This window comes from Pseudomonas sp. FSL R10-2964 (assembly GCF_009600035.1).
GTDB classification, from domain to species: Bacteria; Pseudomonadota; Gammaproteobacteria; order Pseudomonadales; family Pseudomonadaceae; genus Aquipseudomonas; species Aquipseudomonas bubulae.
The window spans coordinates 57,227-72,610 of the sequence record NZ_WIWH01000002.1; the positions used below are offsets into that span (position 1 = coordinate 57,227).

The 15,384-nt window shown below is 52.4% G+C and carries 14 protein-coding genes; 12 read left to right on the forward strand and 2 right to left on the reverse strand.

Annotated features, from left to right (window positions below; translation table 11 throughout):
* Window positions 1-549 precede the first annotated feature (549 nt).
* From GHN92_RS01780 to GHN92_RS01810, 7 genes are all read left to right on the forward strand, one after another.
* Window positions 550-1,527: an integrase domain-containing protein gene (locus GHN92_RS01780; RefSeq protein ID WP_153379195.1), complete on the forward strand. Its 978-nt coding sequence runs from the start codon at window positions 550-552 to the stop codon at window positions 1,525-1,527.
* A 494-nt stretch (window positions 1,528-2,021) separates the two neighbouring features.
* Window positions 2,022-2,300: a type II toxin-antitoxin system HigB family toxin gene (locus GHN92_RS01785; protein WP_058418254.1), complete on the forward strand. Its 279-nt coding sequence runs from the start codon at window positions 2,022-2,024 to the stop codon at window positions 2,298-2,300.
* A complete protein-coding gene (locus tag GHN92_RS01790) occupies window positions 2,290-3,510 on the forward strand; it encodes an ImmA/IrrE family metallo-endopeptidase (RefSeq protein WP_153379197.1) in 1,221 nt (406 codons plus the stop codon). The genes GHN92_RS01785 and GHN92_RS01790 overlap by 11 nt, the downstream gene beginning before the upstream one ends.
* Window positions 3,507-4,649, forward strand: a complete 1,143-nt coding sequence (locus GHN92_RS01795) for a beta family protein (protein ID WP_153379199.1) — start codon at window positions 3,507-3,509, stop codon at window positions 4,647-4,649. Before GHN92_RS01790 ends, GHN92_RS01795 begins: the two co-directional genes overlap by 4 nt.
* 217 nt (window positions 4,650-4,866) lie before the next feature.
* Complete coding sequence (locus GHN92_RS01800) at window positions 4,867-5,850, forward strand: adenosine deaminase (RefSeq protein ID WP_112196978.1); 984 nt, start codon at window positions 4,867-4,869, stop codon at window positions 5,848-5,850.
* Window positions 5,840-6,394, forward strand: coding sequence for a non-canonical purine NTP pyrophosphatase (locus GHN92_RS01805; protein ID WP_112196100.1), 555 nt, complete (start codon window positions 5,840-5,842; stop codon window positions 6,392-6,394). Before GHN92_RS01800 ends, GHN92_RS01805 begins: the two co-directional genes overlap by 11 nt.
* Window positions 6,394-7,182, forward strand: coding sequence for an SIR2 family protein (locus GHN92_RS01810; RefSeq protein ID WP_112196099.1), 789 nt, complete (start codon window positions 6,394-6,396; stop codon window positions 7,180-7,182). Before GHN92_RS01805 ends, GHN92_RS01810 begins: the two co-directional genes overlap by 1 nt.
* Before the next feature lie 362 nt (window positions 7,183-7,544).
* On the opposite strand, the gene GHN92_RS01815 is transcribed toward GHN92_RS01810, so the two are convergent.
* Window positions 7,545-7,955 (reverse strand): type II toxin-antitoxin system HicB family antitoxin, encoded by a 411-nt coding sequence (locus tag GHN92_RS01815; RefSeq protein WP_095025194.1) that lies wholly within the window; start codon window positions 7,953-7,955, stop codon window positions 7,545-7,547.
* Complete coding sequence (locus GHN92_RS01820; protein WP_095001086.1) at window positions 7,952-8,149, reverse strand: type II toxin-antitoxin system HicA family toxin; 198 nt, start codon at window positions 8,147-8,149, stop codon at window positions 7,952-7,954. The genes GHN92_RS01815 and GHN92_RS01820 overlap by 4 nt, the downstream gene beginning before the upstream one ends.
* 246 nt (window positions 8,150-8,395) lie before the next feature.
* On the opposite strand from GHN92_RS01820, the gene GHN92_RS01825 reads away from it, so the two are divergent.
* From GHN92_RS01825 to dsdA, 5 genes are all read left to right on the forward strand, one after another.
* A complete protein-coding gene (locus tag GHN92_RS01825; RefSeq protein WP_095000762.1) occupies window positions 8,396-8,896 on the forward strand; it encodes a sigma-70 family RNA polymerase sigma factor in 501 nt (166 codons plus the stop codon).
* Entirely contained in the window at window positions 8,896-9,843 is a 948-nt protein-coding gene (locus GHN92_RS01830) for a FecR domain-containing protein (RefSeq protein ID WP_153379203.1), read from the forward strand. Before GHN92_RS01825 ends, GHN92_RS01830 begins: the two co-directional genes overlap by 1 nt.
* Before the next feature lie 112 nt (window positions 9,844-9,955).
* Window positions 9,956-12,394: a TonB-dependent siderophore receptor gene (locus GHN92_RS01835; protein WP_095025192.1), complete on the forward strand. Its 2,439-nt coding sequence runs from the start codon at window positions 9,956-9,958 to the stop codon at window positions 12,392-12,394.
* A gap of 224 nt (window positions 12,395-12,618) precedes the next feature.
* The gene (locus GHN92_RS01840; protein ID WP_153379205.1) at window positions 12,619-13,959 is read left to right on the forward strand and encodes a gluconate:H+ symporter; all 1,341 of its coding nucleotides are present in this window, start codon (window positions 12,619-12,621) and stop codon (window positions 13,957-13,959) included.
* 42 nt (window positions 13,960-14,001) lie between these two features.
* A complete protein-coding gene (gene dsdA, locus GHN92_RS01845; RefSeq protein WP_153379207.1) occupies window positions 14,002-15,348 on the forward strand; it encodes a D-serine ammonia-lyase in 1,347 nt (448 codons plus the stop codon).
* Window positions 15,349-15,384 lie beyond the last annotated feature (36 nt).

Below are 15,384 nucleotides of genomic sequence, written 5' to 3' on the forward strand. Positions count from 1 at the left end.
AGTGTGCCCACTGCGGCAACTCATCCCCTTTCATAGCTGCTCTGCAGCAACCTATCCGCTTGGCCATTTCCTTGCGCCAACCTGCGCCCGTCTCTTTCTTCCGGAAAGAGACGGGCGCTCGTACCACTGCTGCAGCCCACCTTGTACAAGGCTTTGCGCCAATTCCTCCTCGTGACAATCGGTGTGACAAACACCGAAGTCACCAGCAACAGCGATGCAGATGATGGTGCCGCAGTCCACGGAATGGGCTGCACCTGACTGACAGTCAGGCATGCCCCGATCATCGCATCCCTGCCTTCACCCGACTCAGGATCTCGCGGTACTGGTCTCGTCAGCCAGTGCAGCCTCCACCCGCCCACGTCTTCGGAAGTGCTCAGGAGGTCAGATCATGAGATGCCCAAGCTCCCGGCCGTAAAGAGCCGCCAGTCCCGCGTCAGTGGACAACCCTCACAGGTCGCAGGGGCCTTGATCCCTGATAACACTCAACATCCTTGGCGGGATGACGTGAGGAAAAAGCTTCAACGTTTCGACTTCAAGAGGAGTTTGATCATGGCGTTGGTAGGTAAACGTGACGGGCGCAATTTTGGCTATGGTCGGCAACTGAGCTATGCCGGGCCGCAAGCGCTACGAGATCTGTTTGGCGGCGGGCATTACGGGACCGTCAAAGCACACAGTGATCGGTGGCAAGCATTTGTACGATGGTGTCGATCAAAAGATGGACCGGGGTTCAACGATGCGCGGCAAATTGATCGGCAGACCTTGCAGGACTACGCCGGGCACCTCCGAAATCAAGTTGAACAAGGCGAGCTGGCCATCGCCACTGCACAAAACCGACTGTCTAGTGTGAATCGGACCATGGCCGCGCTTCGCGGTGATCAGTATGTAAAAGTACCGAGTCCGAGCAAAGAACTGGGAATGCAGCGCACCACGGTCCGCTCAGCGATACCGCAAGTTCAGGATCGTGAACAGGTGATACGCATTATCGACGCGCTTCGCGAACAGCATCCCCGTGCCGCCGCTATTACACAGTTGGCACGAGCCACAGGAATGCGCTTGCGAGAGGCTATCTTGGCCGACCTTGTACGCCTAAAACGTGAGGCAAACCAATTCGGCAGGATCAACATCCAGGATGGCACCAAAGGTGGGCGCTCGGGTGCGTCGGCACATCGATGGATTACGGTAGATGATCATATTCGTGACGCGCTGAGGTTTGCCGAACAAGTCTCGCCCGACGGTAGCCGCAACCTGTTAGCTCCGCACGAAAGCTTTCGCGACTTCAGGCAGTGCGTCGTTCGGCCTGCCCGGGACATCCTCCATACGCACAACCTTAAAGGGTTTCACGAATTGCGGGCGGCCTATGCGTGCGAACGCTATGAGCAACTCTCCCAACATCAAGCGCCGATCAACGGAGGCAGATGCTACCAGCTCGACCCGCGTCTCGATCAGGAGACCAGAACCCAAATCAGCTATGAACTGGGCCACGGCAGGGTCGACATTGTGTCAGCTTATATCGGCGGTAGGACGTGAGTAAGCCATTCGACATCGAGCTTTTCTTGGCTGCCGTCCTGACCGGATCGCATGCCACACGCGAGCGTCACATACGCCAGGCAAAGATCATTCAAGCGGCGATCTCTGATCGCTGGCAACGAGACAATCCTTGGACCTGGCAACGAAAGCATCTCGTCTGGTTTTTCGACATTCATCTAGCCCAGCACTCCCCCTACACACGGGCCTACTATCTGGTTACCGCGCATTTGGTTTGCAAAAGGGCCGGAAAGACCTGGACGTTACGTACCATCAAATTGTCTGCTCTAGACCCATAGCTTGTGGGAATGATAGTCAGTCAAAACAAGGAGAAACGACCTTGTGGATTTCCGCCCCACCCCCAAGAGAGCCAACCATCACGCGAAAGCCTTCATGGGAAAAGCACTGACGCTTACGCATAGATGGTTTTCCCAAATTGGGATATTGACAGCCTTATCTAATCCGAGCATTATCCTCCCAAATCGGGAAGAAAAAATATGCGACTCATCGGACGTGAAAAGCTAGCCAGCTTGAAAGGCATCGGCAGCGAAATTGAGAAGTGGGTGCGAACCTGGGCGTCTGAGGTCATGAGCGCTCACTGGAAGCATCCCACTGAAGTGAGCAGCCAATTCCCAAATGCCAAAAACACTGGCAATGGTACGTTTTTATTCCCTGTATGTAATGGCGGCTTAACGATACAACTGTTAATCGTCTTCCCGCAGGGTGTAGCCCTTATTACAGATCTAAAAGTTAGCGAAGACACCCATGGACACTAAGGTTATCCGGACAGACGAACAGTACCGAGCATACCTTGAAGAAGTTCAGGTACTGATGGCCAAAAATCCATCCCTTTACACTACTGATAGTGACAGACTTGAAGTACTCACTGTCCTACTTGAAGCCTACGAAAATAGTAAGTACCCAGTTGAGCCGCCAGATCCAATTGATGCAATTCTCTTTCGCATGCAAGAAAAGGGATTGAAGCAGGCAGACCTCGTTCCCTACTTCGGTACCAGCAGTCGGGTTTCAGAAGTTTTAAATAGAAAAAGACCTTTAACCGTTCAAATGATTCGAGCATTATCACTTGGACTGGGCATATCTGCAGAAACTCTTATAGGTTTATCAAGTCCTGATAACGAGCAAACAAAACAAGATATAGATTGGTCGAAATTTCCAATTAAAGAAATGACACGTAGGGGATGGCTGCAAAACTTTTCATTTCAAGCAAAAACTTCGGTTGAAGAGATTGTTAAACATTTCATCTCAGACGCAGGATTACAGTTCGGAGCCGCAGCATTTCGAAGAACGCTTTCGGGAGAAGCAAAATCTCCAACAACCCAATACTCCCTTTATGCTTGGCTAGCTAGAGTAATACAATCCGCACGTATAAGAAAACCAAAACTTGGCCCGTTCAACAGTGAAAATATTTCCAGCAATTTTTTAAGAGAGCTCGCACAACTTAGCTGGTCGGAACGCGGCCCGCTACTTGCTGTAGAATATTTGGAAAGGCAAGGAATAGCAGTAGTAATTGAGCCTCACCTTAAAGGCACTCAATTGGACGGTGCAGCTCTGAAAGATAATGATGGCACTCCAATTGTCGCGTTAACACTGAGATACGATAGGCTAGACAACTTCTGGTTCACGCTGCTTCATGAGGTCGCCCATATTTGGAAGCATGTAGGGAATGAAGATGCCTTTTTAGACGATCTTAATACAGAGTCGGAGGATCGGCGTGAAGCGGAAGCCAATCGATTGGCGCGAGAGGCATTTATTCCTAGAGGAATCTGGAGAAGAAGTGATGCCTTCATCTCCCCAAATAGAGAAAACATAGAGGCATTAGCAAGAGAGCTTAGAATCCATCCAGCTATAATTGCCGGTAGATTGAGGAAAGAATCTGGAAATTATAGTAGCTTTCCAGATTTGACAGGGCAGCACCAAGTAAAATCGTTGTTTTTATCCACAGCTGATTACGAGGTTTTCAAATGACCCCTCGATACATACCTGTTCTCAAAGCAATGGATAGCGAATTCAAAGCAGTTGCTCAAATGAGCAAGATAACTGCCGACCGAACTTGCCCTTTGTTTGAAATCCCACGTATCGGCAAGAACATTACTGAAGCAAAGCGTTTTGAAGGATGCGCTCATCTGACCACAGCGTACCTAAACGAAGTGACTGATAGGATTGCCGCTGTATGGAAAGGCAGAACATCGATGGTCGATGCCTTCCATTGGCAACCAGACGCGACTGTAGAGTCTGGAGAGCATATCGTCCAATATATTTATGGCAGACTCACTGCGCTCGGAGTTAATATCCGTCCAATAATCGGATATGACCGCTGGGAAAACCAAGCTTATCGATTGGCACTACAAAACTTAGATCCAGAACTTTTACATCAGTCCTGTATACGCCTTGATCTTCAAGCCTTAGAGGACACCGAAGAGCCAGAGTTTTTCGAAGAGAACATTGAGTCTATCTTAGACGGTTTGTCACTTGAACCAAGCAACTGCTCTTGCCTAATTGATTTTGGCGACGTGACCGGTTGGTCCGTTGTAGACATGCTGGATAAGGTAGATTCGATTCTTTCTATCCTTGAAAAATACGCATTCAGCTACATTGCTGTATCAGGATGCTCACTGCCTAAATCAATTGATCTAGCTGTAAAGAAACCCGATACATCAGATATCATTCCACGCAAAGAAATGTTGGTATGGCAAGCGATCCGTCAAAGCAATCCGAAATTGCGGATCATCTACAGTGACTATGGTGTACGAGGTCCGTCGAGTAACGAAGGCATTCGAAACCCTCACGCTAATGGAAAAATCAGATATACGATCGATAAGCACTTTTTCATAGTTCGCGGTCACTCCATGAAGCTTCCTGGAAAAGGTCAACAAATGTGGGGGGTCGCCAAAACTGTTGTTGAGTCTAGATACTATATGGGGGAAACCTTTAGCTGGGGTGATAACCGTATTTTAGAATGCAGCAAGAAAGAGTGTATGGGGGGGCACCCACAATGGATTACCAATGACACTAGCCACCATCTGGCCTATGTGATGGCCGAAGTTAACAACTTTGAGCTATCCGTTATTGGTTCAAGTTTAGAAGAAAGCGAATTGAGCTCTTGAAGTAATTTCCAAGATAATTAGCTTCTGACCCAATATATCAAAAGGGGGTATGGGATGCCCCCCAGCAGTACGTCCGGACTCGATGAGCATAAATCTAATAAAATCGACACCCAAGGATTTTCCAAGTCTAGAGATCTTTAATGCCTATTTCGCACCCTTCATATTACCAGCGCAATTTAGCCTCTAGATCAACTTTTTATTGATGAAGACCTCTCTGATGGAACACGATTTTAAAAGCATGGAAAAGGGTGAGCTACACGTACACTTAAATGGCCTCGTCAGTACTCGACTAGTTATTGATTTACTCCAGCAGCAGGGAGCAGAAATTCCTGATAATTTTAATTTAGAAAGAGACCTCACCAGGTTTACACCTTCCCCTGACCTTCAGACATATCTAAAGCCTTGGCAAGTTTTAAGGCTTATTCCTCAAGGTCGCACAGCTCTCAATTTAATGGTTTTTAGTGCATTCGAAAACCTAGCAGCTCAAAATGTAAAGTTTGTCGAGTTGCGGAGTAGCGTAATTTATCTTGCACTTCTTAATAACGTCACAGTACCCGAGGCGCTTTTGTGGTTGACCGAAGAGATTTACAGCGCCTCATTAAAATACGGTATTAGGGGCGGGCTGATATTAACGGTGTCACGCGGGGATTACGCTGCGGAACATCTACGCACCCTCTTAGCCGCTTATGCATCTATTGGTAAGCCTGGAATAATAGTAGGACTAGATTTAGCTGGCAACGAAGATACCGTATCTCCAACAGAGCTCCCTCAGTTATATCGGAAAGCAAAATCTGATTTAGGATTAAAAGTCACTATACACGCAGGGGAAACAGGCAACCCCCAAAATATTATAGAAGCTATCACCGAGTTTGATGCTGACAGGATTGGACACGGTACAGCCGCATTCAAATCAACGAAAATCATGGAATTGATGCACAAGCGCGATATATGTGTAGAGGTATGCCCTATTAGCAACCGCCTAACAGGTGCTGTAAAATCAAGCGAGTCCCACCCTGTATGTGAGTTCATAAAATTCGGTGTACCATTCGTTATTTGCTCGGACAATCCGGCGATTCACGGTGCGAGCATTAGCGATGACTATAATGAGTTCTATAAAGAAACAGAAAATAGTGCCATCCTCGAGAACATGCTCACCTTACAAAGAAAATATAGCTTCATGGAAGATCAAAATGAAAATTAGATTTGTTTCAAAAAACAACTTCAAAGTCCAAGAAGTCCAACAAATACTTCAGGATACTGGGGTAGAGGTCGTTGCTGCCCGATACTCAATTGATGAAATCCAAACCGAGAATGTTGATAGTTTGGTCAGAGATAAATTACTGAAGGCTTTCAATATAATAGGACGCCCTGTTTTCGTCGAGCATACTGGTCTCTATATTGACAGCCTCAATGGCTTCCCAGGTGGATTAACGCAGATTTTTTGGGACAAGCTTCAAGCTGACAAATTTTCGACCCTGTTTGGATCCGGGGAAAATACTAACTTGGTCGCAAAAACGATAATTGGATATTGCGACTCTATGAAAATCCATCTTTTTGAAGGTGCAATAAAAGGCACCATATCTGCTGAACCCCGAGGAAACAGAGACTTTCAGTGGGATTGTGTTTTTATTCCAGAAGGCTTTACTGAAACTTTCGCGGAAATGGGGGATAGAAAAAATGACATATCGATGAGGCGTATTGCATTCGATAAATTTAAACAGTTTCTTAAAGATGGAAATACTTGATGGAACAATTACTATCATCTTTTAAGCAAGGCAACGTTATACTTTTCGTTGGTGCTGGAGTATCCACCAATCTGGGGCTTCCATCTTGGGGCGAACTGATCGACAAAATCGCTCAAGAACTAGGGTATGACCCTGAGATTTATAAGACATTTGGCGATCATTACGCCCTTGCCGAATATTATAGGATCAAAAAAGGTAGTATCGGTCCCCTCCGAAGCTGGATGGACCGAAGCTGGCATGCTCCGACTATCAATATCGAATCGTCGAAAATTCATGAACTGATTGCAAAAGCCAACTTTCCAATAATTTATACTACAAACTATGATCGATGGCTCGAAAACACATTCGATCACTTCCAAAAGCCATACACCAAAATAGCATCAGTATCTGACGTAACTAAGATAAGACCTGGAAGCACTCAAATAATTAAGTTTCACGGAGACTTCGATGATGACACCTCGATAGTACTTGATGAAACTAGTTATTTTGAAAGATTAGAATTCGAAACACCTCTAGATATTAAATTGCGATCGGACGTGCTTGGCAAATCAGTACTATTCATTGGTTACCGACTTGCCGATATAAATTTAAGGTTTCTATTCTACAAGTTATCCAAAATCTGGAAGGCCAACTGCAATAGTGAGGCACAGCCTCGGTCATACATATTTTCACCTAGACCAAACCCCGTCCAAGAAGCCATTCTTAACCAATGGGGAATTAACATGCTTTCTTCTCAGGTAGACTCCCAAGGAGATGCTCTCGCGGAATTTTTAGAGAATTTTGTATAACTCAAATGCAGCTTTAGCAGCCTAAATCAAAGAAATTTACGACTTCGGCCTGATTTTAAAGATGGCTCTCAGCAGGCCAAAAGTCTAAAAGCAGACTCTGAAATTTATTAACCACATCGTTGCACCTGCTATGGGAATAATCCCTAGCGAAAAAACTGCAAAATCTTAGGGTAGCTTTAGGGGTATAGCAGATTAACCATAGCTGTTATCTCATTGTATTGAATTAAAAAAGTCCGATTTTTCGACTCCTGGTGCCGGCACCATACGCAACACCAGAAGAGGCTCACCGAAAGGTGGGCCTTTTTTGTTTTCAGGGTTTGGAGAAGACTCAAGAGCACCACATGGTGATGGTCTTGAGCCGATTAAAAATTCTGAACGCTCAGCTCGCGCAATGCAGCTGTTGCTAGAAACCCCGAACGGGATGCATAGCGGTGGTCCCTGCTCACTCGTTCATCAATGCGCTGCAACAGGTTTTCTGGCAAAGAAGCGTTGAACCGAACCGACTTGCCGAGGTAAGGCGTCAAATCGAAGTCAACGATTGCCCATATTCCACCGACAAAATCCGGGTTCTCCAGGTGGGCATCCACGTCCTTGCCCTGCGGCAGCTCGCCGCCGTCCGCAACAATGCCTTCCAGATGCAAAGCCAATGCTTCCTGCACGTTATCCAGCGCTTGCGAAAAAGTGCTCCCGGCAGAAAAACAGCCTGGCACATCAGGCACCGTTACGCTGAATTCGGAATCTGCGTCTTTATGTATGACCACTGGAAATTTCATGACCGTAACTCTCCCTTGAGACCTGCGGATTTGAGAATGTTGTGCAGCGTCCCTTTGGCAATTTCTGACTTGGGATGTGGAACCGTTACCCGACCCGCTTTGGCTGGATGCTTGAACTGATGGTGACTTCCCTTGATTGCGATCTCAAACCATCCATCTGCCACCAATAATTCAATAAGCTCCCGACTTCGCACTTGATCACCACGCATTGTGTGTACGCTACACACCATTGAAAAATGGTGCAATCGGAAAATACACACACTACACACCAAAAAACGCGATCGGCTTAGAGTTGTGTTACACCCTGTGCACCCGAACGACTCTATCTCCAGCAGTATTATCGCTGTCCGCCCCCCCCTCCAATGAACCTCCCCCTTGCATAAATACTGTCCCATCACAATAATGCGATCGATTACCAATTACATTTTGGTTGCATCATTATGTCGGCGCTCGACCCTTCAGCTCTTCATCGGTTGTACAGCGATCACAACAGTTGGCTAAAGGGCTGGTTGCGCGTGCGCCTGGGCAATACGGCGGATGCCTGCGACCTGGCCCAGGACACGTTCCTGCGGGTCATGACTGCACGCCATGACACACCCATTCGGGAGCCCCGTGGTTATCTGAGCGCCATTGCCCGCTCGCTGTTGATCGACAAAGTGCGCCGCCGCACCATCGAGCAAGCCTATCTGCAGGCGCTGGCACTCAAGCCCGAGCCTGTGGATATTTCGCCAGAAATACGCCTGTCGATTATCGAAACGCTGATTTCGATCGACAGCCTGCTCGATGAGCTGGGCCCCAGAACGCGGGAAATTTTCCTCGCCGTGCAGCTCGAAGGCTTGAGTTATGTGGCCGTCGCCGAGCGTTTCGAGGTGTCGGTTACCACGGTGAAAAATCATTTGATTCGCGCCATGACCCGCTGCCTGTTGCTGGTCGACAATTGATGTCCCCTGCCCCGGATCTCAAGGCGCTGGAGGCTGCTGCCACCTGGTATGTACAACTTAATGACGGCACCACCGACGAGGCTCGCACCCGGGACTGGCAGGCCTGGTTGAGAGCCTGCCCACAACATGAAGCGGCCTGGGCACGGCTTGAGAGGTTCCAGCGCCAATGGGCATTGATGCCCCAGGAGGCCGCTCTCTCCAGCCTCGACGCCGCGAAAACCCAACGCCGTGATGTGCTGAAAATCCTTGGCATGCTGCTGGCCGTTGGCAGCGGTACCTGGCTGGCGGCCGAGCAGGTGCCCTATCGCTCGATGCTTGCGGGGCAGCGTACCGGCGTCGGTGAGCGGCGTTCGCTGCGCCTTGAGGATGGCTCACAACTGGAGCTGAACGCCAACACGGCGCTGGATATCCACTTCGACGCCAAACAGCGCGTGATTCGTCTGCACCAGGGTGAAATCTTGATTCAGACCGCCAAGGATCCTGAGCAGCGTCCTTTTATCGTGCAGACCGAGGACGGCAGCGTGCGCGCCCTTGGCACCCGTTTCAGCGTGCGCCAATTGCCCGAGCACACGCGAGTCGGGGTGCTGCAATCCGCCGTGGAAATTCGCCCGCTTGAGCTGATCCATCAGCCCCTGCGTCTGGAGACCGGACAACAAGTCACTTTCGATAGCAATGAAATCGGCAGGGTTCAGCCTTTGCCTGCGGCCTCAACCGCCTGGGTACAAGGCATGTTGAGCGTGGACGACTGGCGCCTGGGCGATTTTATCGAGGAGTTGGGCCGTTACCGTCCGGGCGTACTGCGTTGTGCAACAGCCGTTCAGAACTTACGCATCTCGGGGGCCTTTCGTATCGATGACACCGATACGGTGCTGGAGAATCTGGGTAAAACCCTGCCAGTCAACGTTCGTTTCTTCACCCGCTACTGGGCCAGCATCGAACCGGCATAAGCTCAGGTGCAAATGGTTTGAACTTTAACCTTGCTGATTTAGATTCTCATCCGTCAATGACATAAGCCGCGACTACAGCGCGTTTGTGCCATGACCACGCAAGGATCATCGAATGCCCCCGCTCCCCCTCAATACCACCACCAAAATAGCCCGCGCTGTGCGCCTGGCGGTATTTGGCGCGTCCCTCGCCAGCCTGTCCGGTCTGGCGCTGCTACCGGCCCAGGCCGCAGCGCAAAGCCAGGCGCAGTACCAGATTGCTCCTGGCCCTCTGGGCAGCGCCCTGACCCGGTTTGGTGTGCAGGCTGGGGTTACGATTTCGTTTGATACCGAACAGGCCCGTCACCTCAAGACCGGCGGGCTTGAAGGTTCATACAGCGTCGAGGAAGGCCTGGAGCGCTTGCTTGCCAATAGCGGGTTGCAAGCCGAGCGCCAGAGCAACGGGGGTTATGTACTGGTCGCCAGCAACAGTGAGGCCGCGCTGGAGCTGGGGGCCACTCAAGTTGTCACCAACCAGTTGGGTACCGTTACCGAAGGCACCGGTTCCTACACGCCGGGCGCTATCGCCACGGCCACTCGCCTGGTGCTCACACCGCGGGAAACGCCGCAATCGATCAGCGTAATCACCCGCCAGCATATGGATGACTTCGCCCTCGACAATGTTGACGACGTGATGCGCCATACACCGGGCATTACCGTCTCGGCCTACGACACGGACCGCACCAACTACTACTCGCGTGGTTTTTCGATCAACAACTTCCAGTACGACGGCATCCCCTCCGCCGTACGCAACGTTGCCTATTCAGCGGGTAATACCCTGAGCGACATGGCTATTTATGACCGTATCGAGGTACTCAAGGGCGCTTCAGGTTTGCTCAGCGGGGCGGGGTCCCTGGGCGGCACCATCAACCTGGTGCGTAAAAAACCCACCCATGATTTTCACGGCCATATCACCGCAGGCGCAGGCTCGTGGGACAACTACCGGACTGAAGTAGACCTCAGCGGCCCATTGACCGAAACCGGTAATGTGCGCGGTCGTGCGGTAGCGGCCTATCAGGACCGGCAATCGTATATCGACCGCTACTCCAACCAGAGTTCGGTGTTCTACGGCATCCTCGAAGTCGACCTGACGCCAGACACCTTGCTGACCGTGGGCGCCGATTATCAGGACAACAAACCCCAGGGCTCCACCTGGTCGGGGAGCTTCCCGCTGTACAACTACGCGGGCGAGATCAACAGCGCCAAACGCTCATTCAGCAATGCCACCGACTGGAGCAGCTGGCAGCAATACACCCGCACGGTGTTCGCGACCCTGGAACAGGACCTGGGCAGTGGTTGGGTGGGCAAGCTGCAACTGGACCACAAGATCAATGGCTACGATGCCCAGCTGGGAGCGATTCAGTTCAACCAGCCTGCGGCTGATGGCACCGCCAATATCAATGCTCAACGTTACAAGGGCGAAACCACCAGCGACGCGGCCGACCTCTATGTCAGCGGCCCCTACGAGTTTCTCGGCCGTGAACACGATTTGGTGTTGGGCGGCTCCATCAGTACCGCCAACTGGAAAGGCAAAGGCTATTGGGACGTGACCTTCTCCACCCCCAATCTGGTGGATTACTTCAACTGGGACGGCCATCTGGCCAAACCTGACTGGGGCAACGCATCTCAAATCAGCGATGACACCGTGCGCCAGACCGGCATGTATGCAACCACGCGCCTGAATGTCACAGATGAGCTGAAAGTTTTTCTGGGCGGACGGGTGGTCGACTACACCCTTACGGGCACCACCAATACCTATCGCGAAACAGGACGCTTGATTCCCTATGCGGGCATTACTTATGACCTGACCGATTACCTGACGGCCTATGCCAGCTACACCGATGTATTCATGCCCCAGGAGTTCTACAACCTGGATCGCAACAGCAAAATGCTTGACCCAGACGAGGGTGAAAACTACGAGATCGGCCTCAAGAGCGAGTTCTTCGATGGCCGCCTGAACGCCAGCCTGGCGTATTTTGAGGTCAAGGAAAGCAACCGTCCCATCCCCGACGATGCCTGGAACAACCTGCAACCCACCCCGCCCAACTATGCCTTCAAGGGCACTGCGGCTAAAACCAAGGGCTACGAGCTGGAGATATCCGGCGAGCTGAGCCCGGGCTGGAGCCTGCAGGCCGGTTACACGCACAAGGTGGTACGCGATGACAACGGTAAAAAGATCTCGACCTTCGAACCCGAAGACCAACTGAGCTTCTACACCATCTACAAACTGAAGGGCGACCTCAACAAAGTCTCCGTGGGCGGTGGTGCACGCTGGCAGAGCACGGCCTGGCAAGAGATGTTCAACGGCCCCAAGGACAGGTACGAAGACTTCTCGCAAAAGCCCTACTGGGTGGTGGACCTGATGACCCGTTATCAATTCACGGAAAACCTGTCGACCACGCTTAACGTCAACAACGTGTTCGACAAGTATTACTACACCAATATCGGGTTCTATAACTCGGCGATTTATGGCGAGCCGCGCAACTTTATGCTGACCACTCGCTGGGATTTCTGACACGCATATCCAATTGTGGGAGCGAGCCCGCTCGCGAAACTCTTAAAGCCTTCGCGAGCAGGCTCGCTCCCACCTGTTTTACCCTCCAACAGATGACCCCACATCATCTGTCCCGTGAAAAACCATCCTTTGTCAGCCTACGGAGATGTAACCTCTAATTGCCGGAAGCAAAGTGACGACGATCACTTATTTCAACAATAAAAGCGCTTCCCGGAGCACCTCCCATGCACAGCGGTCCCACTCTTTTGCTGGTGTTGTTTTGCGCCATCGCGCTGATCATTTTCCTTATCGTCAAAGTCCGCGTTCATGCCTTTCTGGCCTTGACCGCTGCGAGCTTTGTGGTGGGAATCGGGTCAGGCATGCCGTTGGTAAAAATTGCTTCGTCGTATGAAGCCGGTGTCGGCGGAACCCTCGGGTTTCTGGCAACGATCATTGGCCTGGGCGGGATTCTGGGCAAGATGCTGGAGGAGTCCGGCGGTGCGGAGCGCATCGCTCAGGCCCTGTTGAACACCCTGGGCAAGGACCGCGCTTCGTGGGCGATGATGCTCGTCGGATTTATCGCAGGCATCCCGGTGTTTTTCGAGGTGGGGTTCGTGCTTCTGATTCCGCTGATTTATGTAGTGGCCAAAGAGACTCGCATCAACCTGCTGTACTTGGGCGTACCTCTGGCGGTGTCGCTGATGGCGGTGCATTGCATGTTGCCGCCACACCCTGCTGCGATGGCGATCACCGGGATGCTGGGCGCCGATGTCGGCAAAGTAATCATGTACGGTCTGATTGTCGCGCTGCCGACCGCGATGATTGCCGGGCCGCTGTGGGTCAAACTGGTGTGCAAGACCGAAGCACCAGCCACTCAGGAAGCTTTTTTGAACGAGCATTGCGAAGACAGCAAAACCCGCGACCTGCCAGGCCTTGGCGTCACCCTGCTGACCATCGCCCTGCCGTTGCTGCTGATGGTCGGTAAAAGTTTCGCTGCCGGCCTGCCCCATGAATCCACCGCATTCAGCGTGATTTCGTTTATGGGCACCCCGCTGATCGCACTGTCGATTGCCGTGGTATTCGCTTATTGGGCACTGGGCTTGCGCCGCGGTTTGACCATGGCCGACCTGCTGGCTTACACGCAAAAAAGTTTTCCGCCGCTGGCCAGTATCCTGCTGATCATCGGTGCCGGTGGGGCATTCAATGGCATTCTGATCGACAGTGGCGTGGGTAGCGCGCTGTCCGCCTCGTTGACCCAATTGAATATGAACCCCATCGTGCTGGCCTGGCTGGTGGCTGGTTTGATGCACTTCGCGGTCGGCTCGGCAACAGTGGCCATGATCAGCGCCGCAGGCATGGTATTGCCTATGCTGGGAGCTCACCCGACCGTGAGCAAGGAGATCATCTGCATCGCCATCGGTGCCGGAGCCATGGGCTGGACCCACGTCACGGATTCGGCCTTCTGGGTGGTCAAGGAGTACCTGGGTGTATCCCTGACCGACGCCCTGAAAACCTTTACCACCGCCACCGTACTGGCTTCATCGATCGCGCTGGGGCTGACCCTGCTGCTGTCGCGCTTTGTTTGATTCAAACCGTATATTCAGACTTATCGTTTAAAGGACCCCGCCATGATTTTGGGCAGAACACTTGAAAACTGGTGCGCCAGCTTCCCGCTGATCCGCGAACTGGTCGCGTTGCAAGAAACCACCTGGTTCAACCCCGGGGTGGCACCGGTGGCGCAGGCGCTTGGCGATACAGGCCTGAGCAGTGCCGACGTGGCCGATGCCAGCGCACGCCTTGAGCGGTTTGCTGCCTACCTGCGGGTTGCCTTCCCTGAGACAGAGGGCAGTGCTGGCATTATCGAGTCGGACATCCTGCCCCTGACGCATTTGCAGCCGTTGCTCGGCGAGCGTTACGGGCAAAGCCTCAATGGCGCGCTGTGGCTCAAGCGCGACAGCCATCTGCCCATCTCCGGCTCGATCAAGGCCCGCGGCGGGATCTATGAAGTGCTCAAGCATGCCGAAGACCTGGCCCTGGCCGGTGGCCTGATTAAGCTCGACGACGACTACGCGCTGCTGCACAGCGACAAGGCCCGGGCCTTTTTTGGACAGTACAAAATCGCCGTTGGCTCCACCGGCAATCTCGGCATGTCGATCGGCATCATGGGTGCTGCGCTGGGCTTTCAAGTGACCGTGCATATGTCGGCCGATGCCCGGCAATGGAAGAAAGACAAGCTGCGCTCCCATGGCGTGACGGTGGTGGAGTACGAAAGCGATTACAGCGTGGCCGTGGCCCAGGGTCGCCAGCAGGCTGAGTCCGACCCCAGTTGCCATTTCGTCGACGATGAAAACTCGGTCAATCTGTTCCTCGGCTACGCAGTGGCCGGCGAGCGTTTGAAACAGCAGTTCGCCGCGGCGCAAATCACCGTGGATGCCCAGCATCCCCTGTTTGTGTACCTGCCCTGCGGTGTGGGGGGCGCTCCCGGCGGCGTGGCTTTCGGCCTCAAGCTGGCCTTTGGTGATGCAGTGCATTGCATCTTCGCCGAACCGACCCACTCGCCCTGCATGCTGCTGGGTGTGTACACCGGGATGCACGACGAAGTCAGCGTGCAGGATTTCGGCATCGATAACGTCACCGCCGCAGACGGCCTCGCCGTGGGCCGCGCTTCCGGCTTTGTCGGCAAGGCCATGCAGCGCATGCTCGACGGCTTCTACACCGTCAGCGACGAGGAAATGTACAGCCTGCTGGCCCTGATGGAACGCAGTGAAGGCTTGCGCCTTGAGCCTTCCGCACTGGCAGGTGTGCCAGGTATTGCCCGGGTACTGGGCGAGCAGCAAGGCTATCTGGCCCGCGCTGGCCTGAGCCCGCAGGCCATGGCCAACGCCACCCATCTGGTGTGGGCAACGGGAGGAAATATGGTGCCTGCGGCCGAGATGGACGCCTATCTGGCCAAGGGTCGTGAGTTACTGGGCTGACTCAGGCGTAAAGCGGATGTGGCAAGATGGACTCAT